This is a genomic window from Salipiger sp. PrR003 (assembly GCF_010500785.1).
In the GTDB taxonomy this organism is placed as follows: Bacteria; Pseudomonadota; Alphaproteobacteria; order Rhodobacterales; family Rhodobacteraceae; genus Salipiger; species Salipiger pacificus_A.
The window spans coordinates 26,123-53,064 of the sequence record NZ_JAAGOV010000048.1 but is presented as its reverse complement, the minus strand read 5'-3'; the positions used below and the strand labels follow the sequence as shown (position 1 = coordinate 53,064).

The 26,942-nt window shown below is 66.5% G+C and carries 26 protein-coding genes and 1 pseudogene; 10 read left to right on the top strand and 17 right to left on the bottom strand.

The window, feature by feature from the left end; all coding sequences use genetic code 11:
- The first annotated feature begins 135 nt into the window (after window positions 1-135).
- The gene (locus G0D83_RS17920; protein ID WP_164196167.1) at window positions 136-1,032 is read left to right on the top strand and encodes a mechanosensitive ion channel family protein; all 897 of its coding nucleotides are present in this window, start codon (window positions 136-138) and stop codon (window positions 1,030-1,032) included.
- A 96-nt stretch (window positions 1,033-1,128) separates the two neighbouring features.
- Here G0D83_RS17920 and sfsA read toward each other — a convergent pair whose 3' ends face one another.
- Both sfsA and G0D83_RS17910 read right to left on the bottom strand, forming a co-directional pair.
- On the bottom strand, window positions 1,129-1,836 hold the full coding sequence (gene sfsA / locus G0D83_RS17915) for a DNA/RNA nuclease SfsA (protein WP_164196166.1): 708 nt from the start codon (window positions 1,834-1,836) through the stop codon (window positions 1,129-1,131).
- 42 nt (window positions 1,837-1,878) lie between these two features.
- Window positions 1,879-2,646, bottom strand: coding sequence for a DeoR/GlpR family DNA-binding transcription regulator (locus G0D83_RS17910; RefSeq protein ID WP_164196165.1), 768 nt, complete (start codon window positions 2,644-2,646; stop codon window positions 1,879-1,881).
- 233 nt (window positions 2,647-2,879) lie between these two features.
- Between G0D83_RS17910 and glpD the strand changes: the two genes are divergently transcribed.
- The 8 genes from glpD to glpK all read left to right on the top strand — a co-directional run bounded on the left by glpD (window position 2,880) and on the right by glpK (window position 12,188).
- Window positions 2,880-4,475, top strand: coding sequence for a glycerol-3-phosphate dehydrogenase (glpD, locus tag G0D83_RS17905; RefSeq protein ID WP_164196164.1), 1,596 nt, complete (start codon window positions 2,880-2,882; stop codon window positions 4,473-4,475).
- Between the two features lie 36 nt (window positions 4,476-4,511).
- Window positions 4,512-5,600, top strand: coding sequence for an ABC transporter ATP-binding protein (locus G0D83_RS17900; protein WP_164196163.1), 1,089 nt, complete (start codon window positions 4,512-4,514; stop codon window positions 5,598-5,600).
- A 12-nt stretch (window positions 5,601-5,612) separates the two neighbouring features.
- Window positions 5,613-6,695, top strand: coding sequence for an ABC transporter ATP-binding protein (locus G0D83_RS17895; protein ID WP_164196162.1), 1,083 nt, complete (start codon window positions 5,613-5,615; stop codon window positions 6,693-6,695).
- On the top strand, window positions 6,695-7,564 hold the full coding sequence (locus G0D83_RS17890; protein WP_164196161.1) for a carbohydrate ABC transporter permease: 870 nt from the start codon (window positions 6,695-6,697) through the stop codon (window positions 7,562-7,564). Before G0D83_RS17895 ends, G0D83_RS17890 begins: the two co-directional genes overlap by 1 nt.
- A gap of 1 nt (window position 7,565) precedes the next feature.
- A complete protein-coding gene (locus G0D83_RS17885) occupies window positions 7,566-8,417 on the top strand; it encodes a carbohydrate ABC transporter permease (protein ID WP_164196160.1) in 852 nt (283 codons plus the stop codon).
- Window positions 8,418-8,429: 12 nt separating this feature from the next.
- A complete protein-coding gene (locus tag G0D83_RS17880; protein WP_108969264.1) occupies window positions 8,430-8,702 on the top strand; it encodes a DUF2160 domain-containing protein in 273 nt (90 codons plus the stop codon).
- Between the two features lie 79 nt (window positions 8,703-8,781).
- On the top strand, window positions 8,782-10,485 hold the full coding sequence (locus G0D83_RS17875; protein ID WP_164196159.1) for an ABC transporter substrate-binding protein: 1,704 nt from the start codon (window positions 8,782-8,784) through the stop codon (window positions 10,483-10,485).
- Window positions 10,486-10,676: 191 nt separating this feature from the next.
- Complete coding sequence (gene glpK, locus G0D83_RS17870; RefSeq protein WP_164196158.1) at window positions 10,677-12,188, top strand: glycerol kinase GlpK; 1,512 nt, start codon at window positions 10,677-10,679, stop codon at window positions 12,186-12,188.
- A 16-nt stretch (window positions 12,189-12,204) separates the two neighbouring features.
- On the opposite strand, the gene G0D83_RS17865 is transcribed toward glpK, so the two are convergent.
- From G0D83_RS17865 to G0D83_RS17845, 5 genes are read right to left on the bottom strand one after another with little or no spacing between them, the layout of a single operon-like run.
- Window positions 12,205-12,960 carry an SDR family NAD(P)-dependent oxidoreductase gene (locus G0D83_RS17865; protein ID WP_108969269.1) on the bottom strand — a complete coding sequence of 252 codons (756 nt, stop codon included), beginning with the start codon at window positions 12,958-12,960 and terminating at the stop codon, window positions 12,205-12,207.
- A 22-nt stretch (window positions 12,961-12,982) separates the two neighbouring features.
- Window positions 12,983-13,789, bottom strand: coding sequence for an ABC transporter permease (locus G0D83_RS17860; protein ID WP_164196157.1), 807 nt, complete (start codon window positions 13,787-13,789; stop codon window positions 12,983-12,985).
- A gap of 16 nt (window positions 13,790-13,805) precedes the next feature.
- The gene (locus G0D83_RS17855) at window positions 13,806-14,663 is read right to left on the bottom strand and encodes an ABC transporter permease (RefSeq protein WP_164196156.1); all 858 of its coding nucleotides are present in this window, start codon (window positions 14,661-14,663) and stop codon (window positions 13,806-13,808) included.
- A gap of 22 nt (window positions 14,664-14,685) precedes the next feature.
- Complete coding sequence (locus tag G0D83_RS17850) at window positions 14,686-15,840, bottom strand: PotD/PotF family extracellular solute-binding protein (protein ID WP_108969274.1); 1,155 nt, start codon at window positions 15,838-15,840, stop codon at window positions 14,686-14,688.
- Window positions 15,841-15,881: 41 nt separating this feature from the next.
- On the bottom strand, window positions 15,882-17,015 hold the full coding sequence (locus G0D83_RS17845; RefSeq protein WP_164196155.1) for an ABC transporter ATP-binding protein: 1,134 nt from the start codon (window positions 17,013-17,015) through the stop codon (window positions 15,882-15,884).
- A gap of 149 nt (window positions 17,016-17,164) precedes the next feature.
- Here G0D83_RS17845 and G0D83_RS17840 point away from each other — a divergent pair, with 149 nt between their 5' ends.
- Window positions 17,165-17,965, top strand: coding sequence for a helix-turn-helix transcriptional regulator (locus G0D83_RS17840; protein WP_108969276.1), 801 nt, complete (start codon window positions 17,165-17,167; stop codon window positions 17,963-17,965).
- A 104-nt stretch (window positions 17,966-18,069) separates the two neighbouring features.
- Here G0D83_RS17840 and G0D83_RS17835 read toward each other — a convergent pair whose 3' ends face one another.
- The 10 genes and pseudogenes from G0D83_RS17835 to G0D83_RS17800 form a co-directional block, all read right to left on the bottom strand.
- A complete protein-coding gene (locus G0D83_RS17835; protein ID WP_164196154.1) occupies window positions 18,070-19,314 on the bottom strand; it encodes an MFS transporter in 1,245 nt (414 codons plus the stop codon).
- Between the two features lie 12 nt (window positions 19,315-19,326).
- On the bottom strand, window positions 19,327-19,683 hold the full coding sequence (locus G0D83_RS32265) for a glutaredoxin domain-containing protein (protein WP_370457262.1): 357 nt from the start codon (window positions 19,681-19,683) through the stop codon (window positions 19,327-19,329).
- 105 nt (window positions 19,684-19,788) lie between these two features.
- Window positions 19,789-20,826, bottom strand: a pseudogene (locus tag G0D83_RS17830) (PLP-dependent cysteine synthase family protein); the annotation flags it as partial.
- Window positions 20,827-20,851: 25 nt separating this feature from the next.
- Entirely contained in the window at window positions 20,852-20,983 is a 132-nt protein-coding gene (locus G0D83_RS32525; protein WP_255455848.1) for a hypothetical protein, read from the bottom strand.
- A 10-nt stretch (window positions 20,984-20,993) separates the two neighbouring features.
- The gene (locus G0D83_RS17825; RefSeq protein ID WP_164196152.1) at window positions 20,994-21,431 is read right to left on the bottom strand and encodes a globin domain-containing protein; all 438 of its coding nucleotides are present in this window, start codon (window positions 21,429-21,431) and stop codon (window positions 20,994-20,996) included.
- A 92-nt stretch (window positions 21,432-21,523) separates the two neighbouring features.
- Window positions 21,524-22,222 carry a response regulator gene (locus G0D83_RS17820; protein WP_164196151.1) on the bottom strand — a complete coding sequence of 233 codons (699 nt, stop codon included), beginning with the start codon at window positions 22,220-22,222 and terminating at the stop codon, window positions 21,524-21,526.
- A complete protein-coding gene (locus G0D83_RS17815; RefSeq protein ID WP_164196150.1) occupies window positions 22,219-24,126 on the bottom strand; it encodes an ATP-binding protein in 1,908 nt (635 codons plus the stop codon). Before G0D83_RS17815 ends, G0D83_RS17820 begins: the two co-directional genes overlap by 4 nt.
- Window position 24,127: 1 nt before the next feature.
- The gene (locus G0D83_RS17810; RefSeq protein WP_164196149.1) at window positions 24,128-25,177 is read right to left on the bottom strand and encodes an adenylate/guanylate cyclase domain-containing protein; all 1,050 of its coding nucleotides are present in this window, start codon (window positions 25,175-25,177) and stop codon (window positions 24,128-24,130) included.
- Between the two features lie 4 nt (window positions 25,178-25,181).
- Window positions 25,182-25,538, bottom strand: coding sequence for a group 1 truncated hemoglobin (locus G0D83_RS17805; protein WP_164196148.1), 357 nt, complete (start codon window positions 25,536-25,538; stop codon window positions 25,182-25,184).
- Between the two features lie 252 nt (window positions 25,539-25,790).
- Complete coding sequence (locus G0D83_RS17800; protein WP_164196147.1) at window positions 25,791-26,927, bottom strand: NAD(P)/FAD-dependent oxidoreductase; 1,137 nt, start codon at window positions 26,925-26,927, stop codon at window positions 25,791-25,793.
- Window positions 26,928-26,942: the final 15 nt, after the last annotated feature.

The window sequence follows — 26,942 nt, the reverse complement described above, 5'->3', positions numbered from 1 at the left end:
CGGCGCCGATCCTGCCAGCCAGGGCATCGCCCGAAGACCGCCTGAAGGGGATCAGGCAGACCCGACCCAAAGACGTGCCGGACGCAGCGGCGCGCAAGAAAGCCGCAAGGCGCAGAAAAGGACCGACGAGGGACAATGGACAGTATCAACGAAGTCATGAACACCGAGATCTACAACGGCACGTCGCTTTCCGACGTGTTTACGCTGGACTTCATGGCCAGCGTTCTCGGCAACGTGGTGGCAGCCATCGTGCTGCTGCTGGTGGGGCTTTTCATCGGCCGCTGGGTCAAGGGCCGGATCACCGCGATGTCGGCGCGCAGCGCCCGGCTCGATGACACGCTCTTCAACTTCCTCGGAAATATCGCGCGCTACGTGGTGTTGATCTTCACCATCCTTGTTGTGCTCAACACGTTCGGCGTGCAGACCACCTCGATCATCGCGGCGCTCGGCGCTGCCGGCCTTGCCGTCGGGCTCGCGCTGCAGGGCACCCTGTCGAACGTCGCAGCGGGGGTGATGATCATCATCTTCCGCCCGATCAAGCTGGGCGATTTCGTTTCGGTCGCCGGGGTCTCGGGAACGGTCAAGGACATCACCCTCAACACCACCGAGCTTGCCAGCCTCGGCAACACGCAGATCATCGTGCCGAATTCCGAAGTCTGGGGCAACGTCATCGAGAACTATTCGATCTACAAGACTCGCCGCGCGGAATGGACCTTCGGCGTCGGTTACGGTGCAAACCTCGCCACTGCCGAGCGGGTGATCCGCGAGACCATCATGGCCGATCCGCGCTCGCTGAACGATCCCGAACCCTTCATCCAGGTCAACGCGCTCAACGACAGCTCGGTCGATTTCCTTGTGCGCGTCTGGGTCGGGAGCGGCGACTATTTCGCCTATCAGGCCGACATGAAGCGCAAGGTCAAGGAAGCGCTGGACGCCAATGGCGTAGACATCCCCTTCCCCACCCGCACGCTGCACCTCTCGCGCGACGGAGATGCCGAGGTGGCCGCGGAACCGCGTTCGCGACTGGCCTGAGGCCCTTGAGGGCATCCACGGATGGGGGCTTCGCCCCCGTCCGCTTTGGAAGACTCCCGCGGGACGTTTGAACCTAGCGGGGCCGCGCCGGACGCTTCAGGGCGCGCGGAACGGCAGTGGCGCGCCGAGGGTGATTTCCTCGGGCGTGATCCGGCAGCCGAGCGCGAGCACCTCGACCCCCGCCGCGCGCGCGCTGGCGAAAGCCGCGGCATAGGCGGGATCGATGTCGGAGGCGAGCGTGACCACCTCGGCATCGGTGCGCTGCACCAGATAGAGCATCACGGCGCGGTGGCCCTGCCGGACCATCGCGGCGAGCTCCGCGAGATGCTTGGCCCCGCGCGCCGTGACGCTGTCAGGGAATTCGGCCAGACCCGGGCTGCGCGAAAGGGTCACCGATTTCACCTCCACGTAGCAGTCCCGGCGGGCCGCCCCGGTGAGCAGGAAGTCGATGCGGCTCTTCTCGCCATATTTCACCTCGGGGCGGACGGTCTCGTAGCCCTCCAGTCCCCCCACCTGCCCGGCCTCGAGCGCGGCGCGCAGCACGCGGTTGGGCACGCCGGTGTCGACGCCGATGAAGGCGCCGCCCTCGTGCTCGATCAGCCGCCACGCGTATTTCAGCTTCCGCTTCGGATCCTCGTTTGGCTCGAGCCAGATCCGGCTCTCGGGCTCGGCCATGCCAAGCATACTGCCCGGATTGGCAACATGGGCAGTGATCTCTGAGCCATCCTCGAGCCGGCAATCGGCGAGGAAACGCTTGTAGCGGCGCAGCAGGCGGGCGGGGATGAGCGGGGTCTCGAAACGCATGGGCGTGCTATAGCGGGACCGGTGACGGGCGCAAGCCGACGGTCAAGTCCGCGCGGCCACCACCACCTCGCAGCCCCAATCGGCGCAGGCCGCGGCGAGGCCGGGCTCGAGCGGGGCGTCGGTGAGGAACTTGTCTATCTCCGCCAGCGAGGCAATGCGCGCCGGGGCGCTGCGCTTGAACTTCGACTGGTCGGCCACAAGGTAGGTGCGGCGCGACTGTCGCAGGATGGCGCGGCTGACGCCGACTTCCTGCAGGTCGAAGTCGAGGATGTCGCCCTCGGCGTCCAGCGCCGAGCAGCCGATCACCGCGAGGTCGAACTTGAACTGGCGGATGCTCTCGGTCGCCAGCGCGCCGATGAGCCCACCGTCGGTGCGGCGCAGGCTGCCGCCGCTGACCAGCACCTCGCAATCGGGATTGGCGACGAGGATATTGGCGACGTTCATATTGTTGGTCACCACCATCAGCCCCTTGTGATGCAAGAGTTCGCGCGCCACCGCCTCGGTGCTGGTGCCGATGTTGAGGAACAGCGAGATGCCGTGCGGGATGCGCGCGGCGCAGGCACGGGCGATGCCGGTCTTTGCCTCCATGTTGAGATGGCGCCGTTCCTCATAGCCGATGTTCATCGTACCCGAGGGCAGCACCGCCCCGCCGTGCACCCGGTCGAGCCGCCCGGCGTCCGCCAGATCGCTCAGGTCGCGGCGGATGGTCTGCAGCGTGACGCCAAAGTGCTGCGCCAGCCCCTCGACGGTGACCTTGCCGTCGCGGCGGGCGATCTCGAGAATCTCCGGGTGGCGCAGGGACTGGGACATGGGTGTTCGGTTTCTTTCGCTTTATCCTGACTCGGGCAGAAAAACCGCAAATCTGCGCCGGTTCCAGAGGATTCGTTTCTGCATCTGCATGGTCTGAACCAAAGATTTCGGCAGAAGTACACGATAATAATAGAAAATCTCCGCGCGCTCTCGAACGAAAAAAAACGAAAACAAATTCCTTGCGTGAATGCGCGCTCCAGGTTTAGCCTGCCCACAACGTGAAAGAGGCTCCCGTGCGCAAGACCACCCCCGATACCCCTGCAGATCTTTTCGTCATCGGCGGCGGCATCAACGGATGCGGCATCGCCCGGGACGCGGCCGGGCGCGGCGCTTCCGTGCTGCTGGCCGAGATGGGCGATCTCGCCTCGGCGACCTCCTCGGCCTCGACCAAACTGTTCCACGGCGGGCTGCGCTATCTCGAGTATCTCGAGGTGCGGCTGGTGCGCGAGGCACTGGTCGAGCGCGAGGTTCTGCTGCGCGCCATGCCGCACATAAGCTGGCCGATGCGTTTCGTGCTGCCCTACCACAGGGACATGCGCTTCGAGAGCGAGACGCCGATCTCCAAGATGCTCGGGCTGGCGATGCCCTGGATGAAGGGGCGCCGTCCGGCGTGGCTCATCCGCATGGGGCTGTTCATGTACGACCACCTCGGGGGAAGGAAGATCCTACCCGGCACGGCGACACTCTCGCTGAAGGGCACCAAGGAGGGCGCGCCGCTGCAGCCGCGGTTCGAGCGCGCCTATGAATATTCCGATTGCTGGGTCGAGGATTCGCGGCTGGTGGTGCTCAACGCGCGCGACGCCGAAGCGCGCGGCGCGACGATCATGACCCGAACCAAGGTCACCCACGCACAGCGCGACGGCGCGCTCTGGCGGATCGAGACCAAGGACGCCGAAACCGGCGCGAAAGCGACGCATTACGCGAAGATGCTCATCAACGCGGGCGGTCCCTGGGTCGGCGACGTGATCCATGACAAGATTGACCTGCCATCGCGCGAGGGCGTCCGGCTGGTCCGAGGCAGCCATATCGTGACCCGACGGCTCTACGACCACGACAAGTGCTACTTTTTCCAGGGCACCGACGGGCGGATCATCTTCGCGATTCCCTACGAGCGCGATTTCACCCTGATCGGCACCACGGATGCCGAGCATAAAGATCCGGATCGCCGCCCGGTCTGCACCCCCGAGGAACAGGCGTATCTGATCAATTTCGCCAACCAGTATTTCGCGCAGTCGATCTCGGATAAGGACGTGGTCTGGACCTATTCCGGCGTGCGCCCGCTCTATGACGACGGCGCCTCCAGCGCCACGGCGGCGACGCGGGATTACACGCTGAAAGTGGACGCGGAGGGCGGCGCACCGGTGCTGAATGTCTTCGGCGGCAAGATCACCACCTATCGGCGGCTGGCGGAAAGCGCGCTCGAGAAGATCGGCGAACATGTTACCTTGAAGTCTGGCCCCTGGACTGCGGGCGTTGCGATGCCCGGCGGGGATTTCCCGGTCGACGGCTTCGACGCTCTTGTGCAAGCTCTGACCGAGAAATATCCTTTTCTCGGAGAGGTTTGGGCGCGCCGGCTCGCGCGCGCCTACGGCACCGAGGCAGAAACCCTCTTGGGGGAGGCAAGAAGCGCCGCGGATCTTGGGAGGGCATTCGGCGCGACGCTCACCGAGGCGGAAGTGATCTGGCTGATGCGGCAGGAGTTTGCCCGCACGGCCGAGGACGTGGTGTGGCGACGCACCAAGCTCGGGCTGCGCCTGAGCGAGGAGGAGATATCGGCGCTGGACGGCTGGATGACATCCCGCCGCGAAAGGGCCGACGCCGCCGAATAGCACGGCGGAGACATACGGCGCGGGGAGGAGGACCTTATGTCGCTGGAACTGAAGGGCGTTTCAAAGATCGTCGAGGGGCAGACCCATATCGCCCCCACCGATCTGACGCTCGCGAATGGCACGATGAACGTGCTGCTGGGCCCGACCCTGTCGGGCAAGACGTCGCTGATGCGGCTGATGGCGGGACTTGATGCGCCCTCTACCGGCAAGATTTTCTGGGAAGGCAAGGACGTCACCGGCATGCGGGTACAGGACCGCAAGGTGGCGATGGTCTACCAGCAGTTCATCAACTACCCCTCGATGACCGTCTACCAGAACATCGCCTCTCCGATGAAGCTGATGGGTGTCGACAAGGCCGAGATCGACCGCCGGGTGCGCGAGAGCGCCGAGCTGATGAAGCTGACCCCCTTCCTCGAGCGCAAGCCTTTGGAACTGTCGGGCGGCCAGCAGCAGCGCTGCGCGCTGGCGCGGGCGCTGGTGAAGAACGCCGGACTGGTGCTTCTGGACGAGCCGCTGGCCAACCTCGACTACAAGCTGCGCGAAGAGCTTAGGGTGGAAATCCCAAAGATATTCGAGGCTTCCGGCTCGATCTTCGTCTACGCCACAACCGAACCCGAGGAAGCGCTCCTGCTCGGCGGGCACACCGCGACTCTTTGGGAGGGGCGCGTGACGCAGTTCGGCCCGACGCCGCAGGTCTACCGCCAGCCGCTGGACGCGACCACCGCGCGCGTCTTCAGCGACCCGCCGATGAACTTCCTGCAGATCTCCAAGACCGGCGATCGGCTCATGTTCGGCGAGGGCCAGAGCGCGCCAGCCACCGGCAAGCTCAAGGATTTGCCCGACGGGCGCTACATGGCGGGCTTCCGGCCCAACCACCTGGAGATCCGGCAACACGATCCCGACGCGCTGCACTTCCGCACCGAGCTGCAGGTCAGCGAGCTCACGGGCTCCGAGACCTTTGTCCACCTCGACCACCACGGCGAGCGCTGGGTGGGGCTGGTGGGCGGCGTGCACGACCTGCCGCTCGGCAAGCCGCTGGATGTCTGGCTGTCGCCCCGGCACGTCTACGTCTTCGGCGAGAACGGCGATCTGGTCGCCCCCGCCGCCTATGCGCAAGCTGCCTGAGGAGGAGGCGATATGGCCAAGATAACGCTAGACAATCTCGCTCACTCCTACATGGCGACCCCGCGCGGAGAAGAGGATTTCGCGCTCAAGCAGATGACCCATGATTGGGACGATGGCGGCGCCTATGCGCTGCTCGGCTCCTCGGGCTGCGGCAAATCCACGTTGCTCAACATCATCTCCGGGCTGCTGATTCCCTCGCAGGGCCGCGTGCTCTTTGATGGGCAGGACGTGACCCATGCCCCGACCGCCGAGCGCAACATCGCGCAGGTGTTCCAGTTCCCGGTGGTCTACGACACGATGACCGTGCGCGACAATCTGGCCTTCCCGCTGCGCAACCGCGGCCGCGACGAGGCCTATGTCGCCGAGCGGGTGCAGGAGATCGCGCGAATGATCGGCATGGAGGACCAGCTGCGCCGCAAGTGCAGCGGGCTGACCGCCGATGCCAAGCAGAAGATCAGCCTCGGGCGCGGCATGGTACGCAAGGATGTGAACGCGCTGCTCTTCGACGAGCCGCTGACGGTGATCGACCCGCACATGAAGTGGGAACTGCGCACCCAGCTCAAGAAGCTGCATCATGATTTCGGCCACACGATGATCTACGTCACCCACGACCAGACCGAGGCGCTGACCTTCGCTGACAAGGTGGTGGTGATGTACGACGGCCGCGTGGTGCAAATCGGCACGCCCGAGGAGCTCTTCGAGCGGCCCGAGCACACTTTCGTCGGCTATTTCATCGGCTCGCCGGGGATGAACGTGATCCCCGCCAAGGTCGAGGGCAGCCGCGGCTACATCAACGGTTCGAACTTCGACCTCGGCGCCGGCTATCGGGCGATGGACGGCAAGGTCGAGATCGGCGTGCGCCCCGAGTTTGCCCGGCTGAGCGCCACCGAGGGGCTCCCGGTCAAGATCCGCCGCGTCGAGGACGCCGGGCGGCACAAGATCATCCGCGCCGAGTTCTTCGGCCATGACATCAACATCGTCGCCGGCGAGGACGAGAGCATCGGGCCCGACATGACCCGCGTGCGCTTCGATCCCGCCCACGTCAACGTCTACCGCGACGACTGGCGCGTCGCACCCTCGGGGGAGGCTGCCTGATGAACAAGACCGTCAATCACAAGGCATGGTTCCTGGTGCTGCCAGTGCTGGTGCTGGTGGCCTTCTCGGCGGTGATCCCGCTGATGACCGTGGTCAACTATTCGGTGCAGGACACCTTCGGGAACAACCAGTTCTTCTGGGCCGGGCTCGAATGGTTCGACGAGATGCTGCATTCGGACCGGATGTGGAATGCGCTCGGTCGGCAGCTCATGTTCTCTGGGATCATCCTCGCCATCGAGGTCCCCTTGGGCATCTTCGTCGCGCTCAACATGCCGAAGTCGGGCTTCTGGGCGTCGTTCTGCCTTGTGCTGATGTCGCTGCCGCTGCTCATCCCGTGGAACGTGGTGGGCACCATCTGGCAAGTCTTCGGACGGGTCGACATCGGCCTGCTGGGCCGAACGCTGGCGTCGATGGGCATCGACTACAACTACACCCAGAGCACGCTGGCCGCCTGGATCACCATCGTCGTCATGGACGTCTGGCACTGGACCTCGCTGGTGGCGCTGCTGGCCTATGCGGGCCTCAAGTCGATCCCCGACGCCTATTACCAGGCGGCCAAGATCGACCAGGCCAGCCGCTGGAAGGTGTTCCGCTACATCGAGCTGCCGAAGATGGCCGGCGTGCTGATGATCGCCATCCTGCTGCGCTTTATGGACAGTTTCATGATCTACACCGAGCCCTTCGTGGTCACCGGCGGGGGTCCGGGCAATGCCACCACGCTGCTGTCGATCGACCTCGTGAAGATGGCGCTTGGGCAGTTCGACCTTGGCCCGGCGGCGGCCTTCTCGATCATGTACTTCCTGGTGATCCTGCTGATTTCCTGGGTGTTCTATACCGTGATGACCAACCTCGACAAAAAGGGGATGTGAGATGACCGACACCACCCTCGCCCCCGCCGCCAGCCGGTCGCGCAGCCTGCCGCGGATCAACGGGCGCGCCATCGTCATGACGCTCTACCTGCTCTTCCTGCTCTTGCCGATCTACTGGCTGCTCAACATGAGCCTGAAGACCAACACCGAGATCCTCGGCAGCTTCACGCTCTGGCCGCGCAACCTGACCTTCGCCAACTACGCGACGATCCTCACCGATCCCAGCTGGTACTCGGGCTACATCAACTCGCTGATCTACGTGGTGATGAACACGGTGATCTCGCTCTCCGTGGCGCTGCCGGCGGCCTACGCCTTCTCGCGCTATCACTTCATGGGCGACAAGCACCTTTTCTTCTGGCTGCTGACCAACCGCATGGCGCCGCCGGCGGTGTTCGCCCTGCCGTTCTTTCAGCTCTACAGCTCGATCGGGCTCTTCGACACGCATATCGCCGTGGCGCTGGCGCATTGCCTGTTCAACGTGCCGCTGGCGGTCTGGATCCTCGAGGGCTTCATGCGCGGCGTGCCCAAGGAAATCGATGAGACCGCCTATATCGACGGCTATAGCTTTGGCGGCTTCTTCGTGAAGATCTTCATGCCGCTGATCTCGTCCGGCATCGGCGTCGCCGCATTCTTCTGCTTCATGTTCTCCTGGGTCGAGCTGCTGCTGTCGCGCACGCTGACCACGGTGGATGCAAAACCCATCGCCGCCACGATGACCCGCACCGTCTCGGCCTCGGGGCTCGACTGGGGCGTGCTCGCGGCGGCGGGTGTGCTGACCATCATCCCGGGGGCTCTCGTGATCTGGTTCGTCCGCAACTACATCGCCAAGGGCTTTGCCCTGGGCCGGGTCTGAGAGGAGATCGACATGGACTGGATGGCATGGACCTGGCCCACAGCGGCCTTCTTTCTGACCATCGCGGCGCTGCTGGTGATCTTCACCGTGCTGGCGATCCGCTTCCCCGAGACCCCGCAGCGCGGGATCCTCGGGATCGAGACCACGCGCGGGGACCGGCTTTTCATCACGCTGCTGGGCTCGGCCTTCATCAATCTCGCCTGGCTCGGCCTTGTCGGCCAGGCGCAGCCGGCGGCGCTTGTCGTCTGCCTGATCTACGCGGCGGCAGTGTTCCGCTGGGTCTGAGACCCGGCAGAGCGCCGGCCCGGGCTGGAGGTGCCCGGACCGCCGAAAGAGAATAAATGGTTCAATAAGGGAGGAAACCATGAACCTTAAGAGATCAACCGCCATGGCGCTTGCGCTCGGCCTGCTGAGCGGGCCGGCCTTCGCCGACATGGAGGCGGCCACGGCCTTCCTCGACGCGGAGATCGGCGATCTGTCGACCCTCTCGCGCGCCGACCAGGAAGCCGAGATGCGGTGGTACATCGACGCGGCCCAGCCGTTCCAGGGCATGGAGATCAAGGTGGTCTCGGAAACGATCACCACCCACGAGTACGAAAGCCAAGTGCTCGCCCCGGCCTTCGAAAAGATCACCGGCATCAAGATCACCCATGACCTCATCGGCGAGGGGGACGTGGTCGAGAAGCTGCAGACCCAGATGCAGTCGGGCGAGAACATCTACGACGCCTATGTCAACGACAGCGATCTCATCGGCACCCACTGGCGCTATCAGCAGGTGCGCAACCTGACCGACTGGATGGCGAACGAGGGCGCGGACGTCACCAGCCCGACGCTGGATCTGGACGATTTCATCGGCACCCAGTTCACCACTGCCCCCGACGGCAAGCTCTACCAGCTGCCCGACCAGCAGTTCGCCAACCTCTACTGGTTCCGCTACGACTGGTTCACCGATCCCGACATCATGGCCGAGTTCAAGGAAAAGTACGGCTACGAGCTGGGCGTTCCGGTCAACTGGTCGGCCTATGAGGACATCGCCGAGTTCTTCACCGGTCGCAATATCGACGGGCAGGACATCTTCGGCTCGATGGACTACGGCAAGAAGGACCCCTCGCTCGGCTGGCGCTACACCGACGCGTGGATGTCGATGGCCGGCATGGGCGACAAGGGCGAGCCGAACGGCCTGCCGGTCGACGAATGGGGCATCCGGGTGAACGACAAGTCGCAGCCCGTGGGCGCCTGCATGGCGCGCGGCGGCGCGGCCAACAGCCCGGCAGCGGTCTATGCCGTGGACAAGGCGATCGAGTGGCTCAACAAGTACTCGCCGCCCTCGGCCATGGGCATGACCTTCTCCGAGGCCGGCCCGGTCCCGGCGCAGGGCAACATCGCCCAGCAGATGTTCATGTACACCACCTTCGTTGCCTCGCTGGTCGAGCCCGGCCTGCCGGTGATGAACGAGGACGGCACGCCGAAGTGGCGCCTCGCCCCCTCGCCGCATGGCGTCTACTGGGAAGACGGGATGAAGGTCGGCTACCAGGACGTGGGCTCCTGGACGCTGATGAAGTCCACCCCCGAGGACCGCGCCAAGGCCGCCTGGCTCTACGCGCAGTTCGTCACCTCGAAAACCGTGGACGTGAAGAAGAGCCACGTTGGCCTCACCTTCATCCGCGAGAGCACCATCCAGGACGAGAGCTTCACCGACCGCGCGCCGAACCTCGGCGGTCTCGTGGAATTCTACCGCTCGCCTGACCGCGTGCGCTGGTCGCCCACCGGCACCAACGTGCCGGACTACCCCAAGCTCGCGCAGCTCTGGTGGCAGAACATCGGTGACGCCATGTCGGGTGCCAAGTCCGCGCAGGACGCGCTCGACAGCCTCTGCTCGGACATGGAAAAGGTCATGGAGCGCCTCGAGCGCGCCGGCATCCAGGGCGATCTGGGCCCGGTGATGAACGAGGAGAAGGACCCGCAGGAGTGGCTCGACACCGCAGGCTCGCCGAAGCCGAAAATCGAGAACGAGCGCGAGGAGCCGAAGACCGTCGCCTACGACGAGCTCGTCGCCTCCTGGAACTGAGCTAACTGCGCGGGGGCGGGCCATGGCCTGCCCCCGCTTTCTCGTCTCCGCCATGGCCAAGGGGGGCCATCGCCGATACGAGTCGGGCAAGACACTGATCCCGGACGCAAAACTCCGGGACGACGATCGCGCAGGCCGAGCCCCGCGCGTCCAAACGGGACTGACGACACACAGGAAGGCCGAAGACAGACATGACCCTCATCCTCGCCATCGACCAGGGCACCACCTCCTCGCGCGCGATCCTCTTTGATGACAAGCTGCAGGTCGTCGCCTCGGCGCAGGAGGAGTTTCCGCAGCACTTCCCGCAAAGCGGCTGGGTCGAGCACGATCCGCTCGACCTCTGGTCCACCACCGCTGCCACCTGCCGCGCCGTCGTGGAAAAGGCGGGCGTCGGCGCCGATGACATCGCCGCCATCGGCATCACCAACCAGCGCGAGACCACCGTGGTCTGGGACAAGACAACCGGCAAGCCGATCCACAACGCCATCGTCTGGCAGGACCGCCGCACCTCCGAGATGTGCCGGGGCCTGCGCGACGAGGGCTTCGAGGAAACGGTGACCGAAAAGACCGGCCTGCTGCTCGACCCCTATTTCTCGGCAACCAAGCTGGCGTGGATCCTCGACAACACCCCCGGCGCGCGCGAAAAGGCCGAGGCCGGCGAGCTGCTCTTCGGCACGGTCGACAGCTGGCTCGTCTGGAAGCTGACCGGCGGCGCGGTGCATGCCACCGACGCCACCAACGCCGCCCGCACCATGCTCTACAACATCCGCGAAGGCCGTTGGTCGGAAGCCATCTGCAAGCGCCTGAATATCCCGACCAACATGCTCCCCGAGGTGCGCGACTGCGACGCCAACTTCGGCGACTGCCGGGCTGATCTCTTCGGCCGCCCGATCCCCATCCTCGGCATCGCGGGCGACCAGCAGGCGGCGACCATCGGTCAGGCCTGCTTCACACCCGGCATGGTGAAATCCACCTATGGCACTGGCTGCTTTGCGCTGCTCAACACCGGCGAGACCCCCGTTGTCTCGCAGAACCGGCTGCTGACCACCATCGCCTACCGCATCGACGGCAAGACCACCTATGCGCTCGAAGGCTCGATCTTTGTCGCCGGCGCGGTGATCCAATGGCTGCGCGACGGGCTCAAGGTGATCCGCGACGCGGCGGAAAGCCAGCCGCTGGCCGAGGCCGCCGACGAGGCGCAGGAACTCGTTCTGGTCCCCGCCTTCACCGGTCTCGGCGCGCCCTATTGGAACGCCGACTGCCGGGGGGCCATCTACGGACTCACCCGCAACTCCGGCCCCGCCGAATTCGCCCGCGCCGCGCTGGAAAGCGTCGGCTACCAGACCCGCGACCTCATCGAGGCGATGAAGGCCGACTGGGGTGCCGAACATGGCGACGCCGAGATGGCGGCGCTGCGCGTGGATGGCGGGCTCAGTGCCTCGGACTGGGGGATGCAGTACCTGTCGGACATCCTCGACGCGCCGGTCGAGCGGCCCACGGTGCTCGAAACCACCGCCATGGGCGCGGCGTGGCTCGCCGGTCAGAAGGCCGGGATCATGCCGGGGATGGAGGAGTTTGCCGACGCCTGGGCCCGCGATGCGCGCTTCGAGCCGAAGATGGACCCCGCCGTGCGCGAGCGCAAATACGCGGCCTGGAAACGCGCGGTCGAGGCGACCATCGGTTTCGGCTCCCCAAACGGCTGAGCCGCGCCGGGCGAGATCAGAGGATCTCGCCCCCGTCGATCACCAGCGCCAGCCCGGTGACAAAGGCCGAGCGGTCCGAGGCGAGGTAGAGGATCCCCTCAGCGATTTCCTCGGTGCTGGCCCAGCGGCCCATCGGGATGGTGTCGGCGACATAGCTCTCGAGCGCCGCGCGCCCGCCCATCTGCTTCTCGAAACCGAGGTTGAAGGGCGTGTCCACGAACCCCGGGCAGAGCGCGTTGAAGCGGATCCTCTCGCGCGCGTAATCCACCGCCATCTGCTTCACCATGGCCACGGCGGCGTGCTTGGTGGTGGCGTAAGAGACCATGCCCCGGTCATACTGGCAGCCCGAGTTCGACGCGGTGATGATCACCGACCCGCCCCCCTGCGCCCGCATGTGCGGGATCACCGCCCGCGAGGCGACAAAATGCGCCCGCACGTTCAGCGCCCAGGCGGCATCCATCTGCGCCGGGGTGACCTCTTCGACCTTGCCCTCGATCTGGATGCCCGCGTGGCTGTGCAGCACGTCGAGCCTTCCGTGATCCTTTGCGACCCGCTCGATCAGCCCCTCGACCGCCGCATCGTCGCGCACATCAAGGCCCTGCGCCATGCCGCGACCGCCCGCGGCGTCGATCTCGGCCAGCGTCTCGGCGGCGAGATCCTCGCGCAGATCGGTCACCACCACATAGGCCCCCTCGCGGGCCATGGCCACGGCCCCGGCGCGGCCGATCCCGGATCCGGCGGCGGTCACCAGCGCGACACGGTCTTTCAGCATGGGTCTCTCCTGAAGTCTTGAGTTAGCGGCGCGCGTGCGCCTGAGAGCGCCGCAGCAGAAGCTGCGCGCTGATCAGCATGAGCAGCGAAGCAGCCATCACCATGGTGCCGATCGCGTTGATCTCGGGGGTGACGCCGCGGCGGATCGACGAGAAGACGTAGATCGGCAGCGTCGTCTCGGCGCCCGCGACGAAGAAGGCGATGATGAAATCGTCGAAGCTGAAGGTGAAGGCGAGCAGGAAACCCGCGAGGATCGCCGGCAGGATCTGCGGAAAGGTCACCTGCCAGAAGGTGCCCATGGGCGTGGCGCCAAGATCGCTCGACGCCTCGATCAGCGCCCCGTCCAGCGTCTCCATCCGCCCGCGCACCAGCAGCACCACCAGCGACATGGTGAAGAGACCATGCGCGCCGATCAGCGAGCCGGTGCCGAGCGAGAGCTTCCAGCCGGTCAGCGCCTCGAGCCAGGGGTTCACCAGATCGAAGACCGACACCAGCGCGATGAGGGTCGCGATGCCGATGACGATGCCGGGGATCATCACCGCAATCTGCACCAGCAGGTCAAAGACCTTGCGGGCGCGTCCGCGCATCCCGGTCAGCGCCAGCGCCGCCATGGTGCCCACCACCGTCGCCAGCACCGCCGACAGGAAGGCGACACGCACCGAGGTCCAGAGCGCCTCCATCACGAAGGGATTGTTCAGCGCGCGCCCGTACCATTGCAGCGAGAAGCCCTGCATCTGCGAGGCCGAGCGCCCCGCCGAGAAGGAGAACAGCGCGATGATGCCGATCGGCAGGTAGAGAAAGGCGTAGACCGCCCAGGCGTAAAGTCTCATGGGTGCCTCCGGAGGATTACATCAGGCCGACATCGTCGCGGCTGGCGCCGAAGCGCTTCACGAGGCGGGTGTAGATGCCGACGGTGATCAGCATGATGACCACCAACGCCACCGCCACCGCCGAGCCGAAGGCCCAGTTGCGCGATTGCAGAAAGAGATCGACCAGCGCATTGCCGACGAAGAAGACCTTGCCGCCGCCAAGGATCGCGGGGATCAGGAACTCGCCCATCAGCAGGATGAACACCAGCATCGAGCCGGTCAGCACGCCGGGCATCGACAGCGGCAGGGTGATCTGCAGGAAGGCGCGCCAAGGCGGCGTTCCAAGGTCGGCGGCGGCCTCCAAAAGCCGCTTGTCGAGCTTTTCGAGCGCCACGTAGATCGGGAAGACCATCAGCGGCAGGTAACCATAGACGATGCCCACCAGCACCGCGAAGGGCGTGTTGAGCAGCCGCACGTCATCGAGGCCGATGGTCTCGAGCAGCGCCGGGATACCCTTGCCGCCGAGCAGGAAGATCCACGCGTAGGAGCGGATGAGGATCGAGGTCCAGAACGGCACGATCACCAGCACCAGCAGCATGGTCTTCCACTTGGGGCTTACCTTCACCGCCAGAAAATAGGCCAGCGGATAGGCGATGAGCAGCGCCGCGATGGTGCCCACCGGCGCCAGCGTCAGCGTGTTGCGAAAGGCCGCGAAGCGCGCCGGAAGGTTGGCGTATTGCTCGAAGGTGAAGCCGGGCGCGTAGCCGCCGATGGCGCTGCGCTCGCCGAAGGAGAAGATCAGGACGACGGCCAGCGGCAGCAGCAGCATCGCCGCGTACCACAGCCCTGCCGGTGTCAGCAGCAGCGCCCGCGCCCGTGATTGGGTCATGGCCATCGTCCTGTCTCCGTCTTCTGTCTTACGCCGACTTGAAGCGCGCCATCAGCTCGGCGCGGTTCGGGTCGGTCAGGGTCACCGCCGCGCCGAACTCCAGCGGGCTGAGCGCTTCGGCAGCCGGGTAGATGATCGGATCGTTCAGCAGCTCTTCGGGGAGCAGCGCGTTGGTGCGGCTGTCGGCCACCGGGTAGCCGTGGGCGAGCGCCTCCTTGGCGTTCACCTCCGGCGACAGCAGGAAGTTGATCAGCGCGTAGGCGGCCTCCTTGTGCGGCGCGTCCTTGGGGATGGCGTAATAGTCCGACCAGATCTCGCCGCCCTCCTTGCCGAGCGCGAAGCCGATCTCGGGCATGTCGGTGTTCATCTGCTTGCCGTCACCGGTCCAGCACATGGTCAGCCAGGCATCGCCGTTGCGCATCGCCGGCTGGTAGTCGGACGAGATCGCGTAGAGGTGCGGCTTGACGTCGATCAGCAGCTTCTCGGCCTGAGCCAGTTCCTCGGGGTCTACCGAGTTGAACGAGAAGCCGTGGTAGCACAGTGCATTGCCGATGGTGGTGAGCTGATAGTCATGCACCATCACGCGGCCGTCCCACTTGTCGCGCGCCCCGTCGAAGAAGGCCTTCCAGCTGTCCACAACGCCGCCGGTCTTGTCGGAGTTGAAGGCGATGCCGGTGGTGCCCCAGTTCTTCGGCACGCCGTAGACCACGCCGTCGATGGTGCCCGCGTCCGAGAAGCGCTTCTCAAAAGCCGCCGCGTCGAAGTTCGGGATCTTGCTCAGGTCGAGCGGCTCGATCAGGTCGGCCTCGACATAGGTCGGGATGGCGTAGTTGGTGGGCACGAAGACGTCCCAGCCCGAGCCGCCGGCTTGGATCTTCGCCAGCATTTCCTCGTTCGAGCCGAAGACGTTGACCTGCGTATAGGCGCCGGTCTCGTCGGTGAAGGCATCGAAGTTGGCCGGATCGTGGTAGTTCGGCCAGGTCGCCAGCACCACGCGGTCGCCGATGTCCTGGGCACGGGCGCGGGTTGGCAGCAGGCCCGGCATGGCGCCGCCCATCACCGCCGCAGCGGTGCCGAGGCCGGTCACCCCGAGGAAGTGGCGACGGGTCACGGAGCCTTTCTGGAAGCGCCGCAGCTCTTCCATGAACGCCTTGCGCGAGATCGGCGTGTTGTCGTCTTTCATTTCGATTTTCCCTTGTTGGACTTTGACTTATGTGGATGTCTTCAGTCGTCGGCGGCGAGAACGAGACCCGTTCCCTCCGGCCAGAGCACGTGGACAGAGGCGCCCACGTCATGTCCGCCCAGGGCTCTTTCGGCCTGTCGCGGGATATTCACCTGAAGCGGTCCGATTCCTTCGGCCGTCAGCAGGTATTCGGAGTGGCTTCCCAGGAAGGTTCGGTGGGTGATGCGCGCGGGGACAGCCGCTGTCCCCGCGGGGACAGCACTTTCGCGCAGCGCGAGAGCCAGCGCTTCGGGGCGCACGGCGATCTCGGCCGAGGTGCGCGCGTCGCCGGGCTCGTCGCGCAGCACCACCTTGACGCCGTTGCCCAGAACCGCCTGCGCCATGCCGCCCTGACGGCCGGTGATCTGCCCCGAGACGATGTTGGCCTTACCGACGAAATCGGCGACGTAGCGGCTGCGCGGGCGGTCGTAGAGCTCCTGCGGGGTGCCCACCTGCGCGATCCGGCCCTTGCCCATGATGCAGATGCGGTCGGACATCGCGAGCGCCTCCTCCTGATCGTGGGTGACCAGCACGAAGGTGATCCCGAGGCTGCGCTGCAATTCCAAGAGCTCGCGCTGCATCTCGCCGCGCAGCTTGGCGTCAAGCGCGGCCATGGGTTCGTCGAGCAGCAGGATCTGCGGCTCGTTGACGATGGCCCGCGCCAGTGCCACGCGCTGCTGCTGGCCGCCCGACATCTCCCAGATCCGGCGCGGGCCGAAATCGGTCAGCCGCACCGTGGCGAGCGCCTTGGCGACCTTGATCTCGATCTCGCGCTTCGGCAGGCGCGGGCGGCGCTGGCGCAGCCCGTAGCCGACGTTCTGCGCCACGGTCATATGCGGAAAGAGCGCGTAGTGCTGGAAGACCATGTTGACCGGGCGCTTGTGCGCAGGAACCGCCGAGACATCGCGCCCATCGATCAGCACCTCGCCCTCGGTCGGGCTTTCGAAGCCCGCCAGCATGCGCAGCGCCGTCGTCTTGCCGCAGCCCGAGGGACCAAGGAACGACAGGAACTCGCCGCGCCGGATGCGCAGATCGATGCGGTCGGCAGCCAGTACCTCGCCGAAGCGCTTGGTCGCGCCGACGAATTCCGCCACGGCCTCCGGCGCGCGGACGTGAGTGGTGGTGGCGTCGGTCATGTGCGGTTCCTGAATCATCGTGCTCCCCGGCCCGGCTTATCCCCTCTTGCCCGGCATGGCTGTTTCCCCTTGCGCCGAGCGGCATATGCCGTAATTTTCAAAAAAGGTACAAAAACGGTAAATGGTTGTATATACCACAAAGGGCATAGATGGCTGGGAAATTTGACGTAGAAGGCTGGGTCGCGGCGAGTACAGAGGTCGTCTCTGCCATTGGCACCCCGCGCTTTCCGAAGGCGCTGACCGCGGCGATGCGCGCTGTCGTGCCCTTCGAGTTCACCGTCACCTTCGCCTATTATAAGGACCGCCGACCTATTGATATCTATGACGATTTTCCCAGCGCCAAGCGGCGGGTCATGGTCGATGACTACCAGGAAGGCCCCTATCTTCTGGACCCGTTCTACCTCCACTCCGCCGCTCCCACGACGTCCCGGCTGGTGCGCCTGCGCGAGCTTGCGCCCGACCGCTTCTACCAAGCCGAATACTTCCGGAACTACTATGTGCAGACCGGGCTTGCCGAAGAAATAGGCTTTATCGTTGACGTTGGTGACGATGTAAGCGTCGTGATATCGGCGATGCGCGAGCTGAAGGCGTTTTCGGCGCGGGAATTCCGCGACTTCCAGACGATCTTTCCCTTCGTCGAAGCCTGCGCGAAGCGCCATTGGGCGGGGCTGATCGAGGACTTCGCTGGGCAGCCGAGCAGCGAGGGGCCGCGCCTGCCCAAGCTGATCGACGATGCCTTCCAGAGTTTCGGGCGCAACCTGCTGACCCCGCGCGAGGCGGAGATCGTCGAATACACGCTCAAGGGCCATTCCGCCGAGGCCACCGGCCACGCGCTGGGGATCGCCCCCGGCACGGTGCGCATCCACCGGCGCAATATCTACGGCAAGCTGGGGGTAAGCTCGCAGGGCGAGCTTTTCTCGCAGTTCATGGCCTCGCTCGAGGACCTCTGAAGGGGGACGCGAGGTCGCGCGCTGCGGGATGGCGTGTAGTCCGGCGGTCCGGGGGAAGGCGCCCTGCCCCTCGTGGCCCTGCCGCGGTCTCCCGTGCGGAAACCTCAGGCCGTTCGGGCCAACGCCTGTTGCGAGGGCGGCCCGGACTTGCCGCGCACCACCAGTGCCCCGAGGGCCAAAAGCAGTGCGAGGTTCACCAGCCCGGCCATCGCGGCCACGCCGAAGGTCAGATCGTAGCTGCCGGTGCGGTCGAAGAACAGACCCCCGAGCCATCCGCCCAGCCCGTGACCGCCCCAGGCGAAGGCGATGACGATGCCGCTTGCGCTGGCGCGGAACCGGGCCGGGATCAGCGCGCGGAGGGTGGTCAGCACCCCGGTCATCACCCCGGCATAGCCGAAGCCGTAGATGGGCGCGAAAAGGTAGAAGAGCCCGATGTCGTCGATCTGGATAAAAAGATAGACCAGCGCCGTCTGCCAAACGCTTGCCGCCAGATAGGCCGGCAGCGCGCCGATCATGTCTGCAAGCTTGCCGAAGGCGACACGGCCGGCGATGGCGGTCAGCATCATGACGAAAAGCACGCCCCCGGCTTCGGGGCCGGTCGCGCCGCAAAGCTCGACCAGCGGCGCGAGATGCATCAGCGGCACCGACATCAATGCGCAGCAGAAGATGACAGCAAGGCTCATCAGCACCACCACCACAGCGGGGTGGACGGCGGGCGCGTCTTTCTCGGCCTGAGCGCCGGCACCTTCCGAGGCGCTCGGCGCGCGGGCCAGCAGGGCAAGCGGCACCATGATGGCGAGCGAGGCGAGGCCGATGGCGACGAAGGCACCGCGCCAGCCGAAGGCGTCGATCAGCATGGCGTTGGCGAGCGGGATGCCGCCCTGCCCCATGGCCTGCCCGGCCGAGACGATGCCGATCGCCAGCCCCGCACCGGTTCGGAACCAGCTGCCGACAAGGGCGAAGAGCGGCGCGAACAGCGCCCCGCCGCCAAGCGCGCCCGCCACGAAAAAGAGCGCATAGAGCTGCCAGAGCGTGCTGGCAAAACCCGCCGCGGTCACGCAGAGCCCGGTGACGATGGTCCCGGCCAGCACCACCTTGCGAGTCTCGATCCGGTCGGCCAGCCAGCCCATCGCGATGCCACCGATGGCAAGACCGATCAGCCCCGCCGAGTTGATCAGGGCGATGTCGCCGCGGCTCCAGCCTTCGCTCTGCTCGAGCGGGGTGAAGAAGGCCGAGAGCCCATTGACGAGCTGCCCCATGGCCACCGCCAGCACCACCGAGGCGGCGCCCACGATGACCCAGCGGTAGCGGCCCGGCTGCGCGGGGGTGTCCTTGCAGATCTCTTGCATCGTTTCGCCTCCTCAGGCGGTGGCCGGCGTGCGCGGGTGCAGCCAGGCAGGCAAGAAGCCATAGGCATAGCCGATGCCCTCGGTATGCACCTCTCGGCCCTCGGTGGCCAGCATCTGTTGCAGCGCACCGCTGTTGAAGGCATCGAAGGTCTCGGTGGCGCCTCCGACGTGCCTGCCGCCGATGAAGATCTGCGGAATGGTCACCGCGCCGGTCTTCTCGGCCAGCGCCCGGCGCAGCGCGCCGCCGCGATCGCCCTCGCGGTAGGCCGCCCCGTCGAGATCCACGGAGAGGTATTCGATCCCCGCCGCGGCGAAGAGCTTGCGCACCGACCAGCAGAACTCGCACCACTCCAGCGCGAAAAAAACCACCGGCTGCGCCGGGTCCGAGATCAGCGCCTCCAGCTCGGCCTTGGCCTTTCCGCTCGCCGCCACCGGCGCGGATTGCGGCGCCGGGGTGCTGGCGCCCGCGTCGAAGCGGAAGCGCGGGGTGGAGGCGGCGATGTCCAGCTCCTGCGCATTCATCACCTCCTCGATCTCGGCAAAGAGCGGGGTCGAGAGGTACCGCTCGCCGGTGTCGGGCAGCATGGCGAGGATGCGCGCGCCCTTCGGCGCGTGCCGTGCCACCTCGAGCGCGGCGGCAAAAGTCGCGCCGCCCGAGGTGCCGCAGAGGATGCCCTCGTGGCGCGCGAGCTCCTGCGCGCACCTCATCGCGTCGGCGCCGGCGACCGGCTGCAGCGCGTCGATCCATTCCTCGCGCAGCACGTCATCGACCAGCTTCGGCACGAAGTCCGGCGACCAGCCCTGCATCAGGTGCGGGCGAAACGCGGGATGGCTGGCGGCGGGCGAGCCGTCAGCGTTGTAGGGCTGGCACCACCCCGAGGCGAGCAGCGCGGAATTGTCCGGCTCGGCGGCGACGATCCGCGTGCCGGGGCTTTCGGCCTTCAGCCGCCGCGCCACGCCCTTGAGCGTGCCGCCGGTTCCGAAACCGCTCACCCAATAGTCGAGCGGCGCGTCTTCGAAGCAATCGAGGATTTCCTGCGCCGTGGTGCGCGAGTGGAAGTCAGGCCCGGCCTCGTTCTCGAACTGCCGGGCAAGGAACCAGCCGTGCTTCTCGGCCAACTCGCGCGCCTTGGCGATCATGCCGGAGCCCTTTTCCGAGGCCGGGGTCAGGATGACCTTGGCGCCAAGAAAGCGCATCAGCTTGCGGCGCTCGATGCTGAAGCTCTCGGCCATGGTGACCACCAGCGGGTAGCCCTTGGCGGCGCAGACCATGGCAAGGCCGATGCCGGTATTTCCACTCGTCGCCTCGACGACCGTCTGGCCGGGCCCGAGCGAGCCGTCGCGTTCCGCGGCCTCGATGATGCCCAGGGCCAGCCGGTCCTTGACCGAGCCCATTGGATTGAAGGCCTCGAGTTTGACGTAAAGCTCGACGCCCTCGGGCGCGAGCTTTCTGATGCGGACGATGGGCGTACGGCCGACAGTCTGCAGGATGTTCTGGAAAGCTCTGGTCATGAGAAAATCCCTTTGTGTAGAGCGCTCAGAGAAGCGGGAGAAGGCAATGGACGAAGACCCCGAGAGCCGAGGCCAGCGCCCCGGCGACAAGGCGCCTGCGCGGCCCCGCCGCCGTCAGTGCGGCGGGCGAAATCGAGGGAGCGGGCGCAGCGGGCATGGCGATCACCTCAGGCACGCGCGCGCCGGGTGGCCGTCTCGGCTCCGGCCATCATCGTTCCGGCCACGGCCCCGTAGGCGGTGAGCCATGCGTCACGGACCTCGGGCGTGAAGGCCCCCTGCATCTGCGCTTCCATGGTCTCGATCAGCGCGCCGCCGACGGTGGTGTAGTCGCGGGTCTTCACACCGTAGCCCAAGTGGCGGGCGCCAAGCTCCGCGAGCGGGCCGAGCACGGGCGAAAGATCGTCGGCATGGCGCACGACGAGCGCGATCGCCGTGATCAGCTTTCGGCGCTGCGCGGGCAGATCGGTGCTGGCAAAGAGGGGCCTGAGGTCCGGATCGCGGCGGAACAGGCGGTGGTAGAAGCCCGATGCGAAGCCGTCAGCGTCGCTGGCCAGCACCTGCCAGCTGAGGCGGATGTCGGTGATGTGCTGCGGGGTCAGGGTCATGGCGCTCTCCATTGTGTCGGATGATGCAGCCAGTCTGTCCGGTCGGTGTTTCGCGCGCGTGTCCGGAAGGCGGCGCGCGTGTTTCAATTCTGTCAGCCCGGATCGTAGATGTACCCTACGCCGCGCACCGTGCGGATCACCTCGGGCTTCGCCGGGTTGACCTCGATCTTCTTGCGAAGGCGCGAAATGCGGATGTCGATCGACCGGTCAAAGGGATCCCACGACCGGTCGTGCGCCCCTTCGAGGATCTGGTCACGATTGAGCACGCGCCCCCGATTGCGGGCGAAGAGCTTGAGAAGGTTGAATTCCATCGCGGTGAGCGGCAGCTCGATGCCCGCCTCGTCGAAGAGCTTCGCCGCGTCGAGGTCGAGCCAGGTCTTGCCGAACCGGAAGCGGGTGCGTGCGCGCGGCGCCGCCTCGGGGGCCGTGGTCTGGCGGCGCAGCACCGCCTTGATCCGCGAGGCAAGCTCGCGCAGGTCCACGGGTTTGGCAAGGTAATCATCTGCCCCCATCTCGAGGCCGACCACGCGGTCGATCACCTCGCCGGCGGCGGTCAGCATGATGACCATGGGCGCCTCGGGCCCCTGCAGGCTGCGCAGCACGGAAAGCCCGTCCTCGCCGGGCATGTTGATGTCGAGAAGGATGAGATCGGGCCGCTCCTGCGCCAGCTTCTCGCGCAGCTCCGCGGCGCCGCCCGCCAGCGTCGTGCGGTAGCCGCGCTTGCCGAGGTATTCGCCAACCATCTCGCGCAGGTCCTGCTCGTCGTCGCAGATGAGCACGTGATCACTCATGCGCCGCCCTCCAGCATGGCGCGGGCGAGGCGGCGGAGCTCTTCGGGGGAAATGGGCTTTTCGAGGAAGGGCCGACCGGCACCGTCAAGGAAGCCGCGCGCCTGCGGGCTCATCGTGTCGCCGGTGACAAAGCCCATGCGGCGGGCCATCGCAGGGCGGTCGCGCAGGAGCCGCTCGTAAAAGCCGCGACCGCCAAGCCCGGGCATGTTGAGATCTGTGAGGATCAGCGCGAAGTCCTGCGCCGTCAGCAGCGCGAGCGCCGCCTCGGCCGAGTTCGCCACGGTCACCTCGAAGCCGTCGCGCAGGAGGATCTCGCGGATGAGGTCCGACACATCCTCCTCGTCGTCGACCACAAGCACCGCGCCGCGCCCGGCAGGCTTTTCTGACGGCGCCCTGCCGGGGGCAGGCGCGGAGTCCACCTCGGTGGTTGGCAGGCGCACCACCAGTGTGGCGCCCGGCCCGCCCTCGGCGAGGGCGATGGTGCCGGAATGGGCGGTGACGATGCGGTGGCAGAGCGCCAGCCCGATGCCGGTGCCCGCACCGACGGGCTTGGTGGTGAAGAGCGGGTCGAAGATGCGGCTGCGAATGTGCTTGGGGATGCCCGGACCGTCGTCGGCGACACGAAGCTCGACCAGCTGCGCCTCGGGGTGGTGGGTCAGCGAAACGTCGATCCGGCCTCCGGTGCCGCTTTCGGCGATGGCCTGATCGGCATTGGTCACGAGGTTGATGACCACCTGCGCGATCTGATGGGCGTCGCCGCGCACCGGCGGCAGGTCGGCGGCAATGTCCAGAGAGACCTCAGCCGCCAGCCCCTCGGCGCTCTGCGAGAGCGCCCCCACGGCGGTCTCGACGGTCTCGGCGATGTCCATGGGCACCAGCCGCGCCGGCTGCTGGCGGGCCATGGCGAGAAAGGACTTCACGATCCGGGCGCAGCGTTCGGCGGCATCCGAGATCTTTTCGACCCGGCGCAGCACCTCGTCAGAGATTTCCTCGTCGCGCAGCATCAGCGCATGACCAACCACCACCGAGAGCGGGTTGTTCAGCTCATGCGCCACACCGGCCAGAAGCTCGCCGAGGGCCGACATTTTCTCGGCCTGGAAAATCTGCTCGCGCTGCGCGGCAAGGCGGCGGCGCAGGTCCACCTCCTTTGAGACATCGACGGTGGACGAGACCAGCACATCCTCGCCCCGGTACTGGATCAGCCGTGCCGACACGAGGCTCGGAAAGCGCCGCCCGTCGGCACGGATGCCGGTGACCGGCATGTCGTCAACCCGCCCGTCGGGCAGCACGGCGGTGATGAAATCGGCTCGCTCGGCGCGCGAGGCGAAATGCGCGTGGGTGTGCTCGGCGCTGCCAAGAAGCTCGGTGGCGGCGGGTGAGCGATAGATCACCTCGCCGTCGCCGACGCGGGACATGATGATATTGGCCGGGCAGCTTTCCAGCACCTTGCGCACAAGCTGGTCGGCGGCGCGCTCGGTCTCCTCGAAGGCGCGGCGCTCGGTGATGTCGGTCTGCACCAGCACGAAGCCACCCGCCGCGGTGCTGCGCAGCAGGATTTCGGTGACGCGGTCGCCGGCCTCGATCTCGAGCGGGGTGACCATCCAATCGCCGCCCGCGAGCCGCGCTTCCATGAAGCTGAGCCGCTCGGCGTCCGACGCGCTCAGACCTCCCCGCAGGACCCATTCACGCAGCAGGAGCGACCAGCCCAGCCCTTCGGCCAGAAGGTTCGCCACCGACGGGTTCATCTCGGCAAAGCCGCGGTTGAAGCGCAGCAACCCTGCATTCTCGTCGAAGATCGCGAGACCCTCGGACAGCGCATCGATCACCTCGGCCAGCATGTCGGCGGGACGCCGCGCCGCGCCCTCCGCCGGTTCCGGCACCGAAGGGTCGAAGCGCACCGCCATCTCAGCGCTCCTGCGGCGCGCGCATCTCGGCGGCGATGCGGAAAACCGTCTCTTCGCTGCCGTCCGAGCGCGTGATGCTGCCCGCCTCGGCGGCGGTGAACGCATCACCGAGCCGCTCGACCACCGCGCGGTTGCCGGAAATGGTCATCGGCTCAGCCTTGTAGCGCAGCTGTCCGGCGGTGATCACCGCCGGTCCGAAGACGTCGTAGATGTATTTCTGCACGCCGACCACCGAGCCGACCACCGCCCCCGCGGCGATGCCGACGCGGCATGACCATTGGATCGGGTGACTGCCGTTGCGCTGGTTCAGGTATCGCATGAAGCGGATGGCGGCATTGGCAGCGGCCTGCGCGTGGTCCTCGGTGGGATCGGGCAAGCCGGCGACGCCGATGTAGAGATCCCCCACCGCCCGGATCCGCGCGCAGCCGAACTGCTCGCCGATGCGGTCGAAGGCGGTGTAGATGTCGTTGAGCTCCGAGACGATCACCCCCGGCTCATGCGCGCTGACCATCTCGGAAAAGCCGACGAAGTCGATGCAGACCACCGAGACCGGATCGTAGAGCCGCGGGGTGACGATGCCGAAGGTCTTGTATTCCTCGTAGACCGAGCGCGGCATCATGTTGAGCAGCAGCTTCTCGACCTGCTCCTTCTCGCGCTTGATCTCGCGGGTGTTGCGCTCGACCATCATGGAGTAGCTGTCGATCATCGACTCCAGCTCCTTGATGCGCGAGATGTTCTGGCACACCAGCACCGCGATCGGCTCGTCCTCGTCGAGCGCGCGGTTGAAATCCATCGCCACGGTCATCGTGCGGCGGCGCAGCCGAAAGGTCGTCTCGGTGGTGTAGCGCCCCTCGGCGGCGAGCTCGGCACGCAGCGCCTCGGTGTCGAAATCCTGGAACTGCTCGAGCAGCTTCGAACCCACCTCGATTTCGCCGAACCAGCCGCGGAAGGTGTCGTTGCAGAAGCGCAGGCGCAGGCTCTGCAGATCGAGCAGCGCCACCCCGACCCCGATCGCCCTCAGCAGCTGCTCGTTGATCGCGGCGATGGTCATGGCGCTACTCCGTCACCAGGTCGCGCCGCGCCTCGAAGGCGGCAAGGATCGCAGCCTGATCCTCGGGGGCGACGCCGTGATCCGCGAGCGTCGCGCGCAGCAAGCTTTGCAGCTTGTCGAAATGCCGCTGATGAATCTCGAGGTGGGCGTGCATCTTGCGGATCTGGTCATCGGTATAGGAGGCCGGGCCGCCCATCAGCGACGAGACGAACTTGGTCTGGTGATCGACGATGCGGGCCATGTCGATCTCGTCGAAGAACGGGCCGACGTCATCGTCGTCGAGCAGCCGGTCGTAGAGGTCGAGGACGATCTTGCTGACGACGGAAAAGCCGCCGTACTTGTCGAACAGGGACTTCTCCATGGCCATCTCCCCCGGAGCGCGCGGCTTTTCGCTATAGAAATCTGCTGATCTGAAATGTCCTACAAACATGCGGGATCTTGCACCTCTGTGGCAAGGTTTTCGTCCGGCGGGGAACCCCCAGCCTCAGCGCCCCCCGTTTCAGCCGCGTGTCTTGGCGGGGACGGATTTGTTTCGAGTGTTTCAGCGCAGCGGCGATCGGGCCGAGAGGTGCACTGCGCGGAAGGGATGGCCTCACTGGGCCATCCCCGCTGCTCAGGCGACGCGCCGCACCTCGTCGCGCTCCCCGGCAATCCATGCCTGGTTCGCCTTCATCGCGCGGTTCAGCTGCTTGTGCAGATCGGCCAGTTCATCCAGCCTCCAGTCGAGGCTGGCGATACGGTCGGAAAGCTCGAAGATCGGCAACGAGAGCTGATCCCGCCGGGCCTCGTAGCTGCCCAGGGTGCCCGATTTCACGGCCTCCGCCAGCAGCTCGGAATCCCGGAAGGCGTCGGTGATGCCATGGGCGGTGATCGGGTCGCGGAACCAGCTGGCGTCGCCCACCAGAGCCCAGCCCGGGCCAGCGCAGCGGCGCATGTAGCCCTTGAGCCCCGCGAAGATCACCCGCGCCTCGGCGGGCTCGGCCCCGGCCATGTCCTCGGCCATCCGCGGCATGTGGCGCGCCGCAAGCGCCTGCACCGGAGCGCTGCGCAGCGCGGCGTGGGAGTCTTCCGGGAGCGCGACGAAGGCACAGCTTCCGCCGTCATTGGTCGGGATAATCCCGCCCGCGGCGCCGTTGGTGAAATGCCAGCGGAAGCCACGGTTGGGCAGTCCCGAGAAATATTGGTAGGCGCAGGCCACCGTATGGCGCGCCTGCCGCGTGACCTCGGCCCCCGCGAGCCGCGCCACGCGCGAACGCTTGCCGTCGGCACCGATGACCAGCCCGGCCGAGACCTCGCGCGGGGTGCCATCGGCCAGGGCCAGCCGCGCGCCGGTGACCCGGCCTTGCGGGTCATGGATCAGCGCCGCGCAGCGCGTCTCATAGCGCAGCTCCGCGCCCGCCTCGGCAGCGGCCTCGGCCAGCATACGGTCGAGCAGGTGGCGGCGCGGCGCCATCAGGGTCTTGACGCCGTGCTCGGGGCGGAGCGCGATGTCGAAGGTCTCGGCGCCATAGATGAAACTCGTGCGCGCGATCTGCGGGGTTCCCGCCGCGCGGAGTGGTTCGGCGAGACCCCAGCGCTCCAGCAACATGACCGCCCCGCGCATCAGCGCATGGGTGGACATTGTGTCGGTGCCGGCACGGGCACCGTCGATCAGCAGGACCCGGGCGCCGCTCCGCGCGAGCTGCAGGGCCGTGGCCGCGCCAGCGCAGCGGGCGCCCACGATGAGGACGTCGTAAGTTGCTGTGGTCATGTGGATATTCCTTTT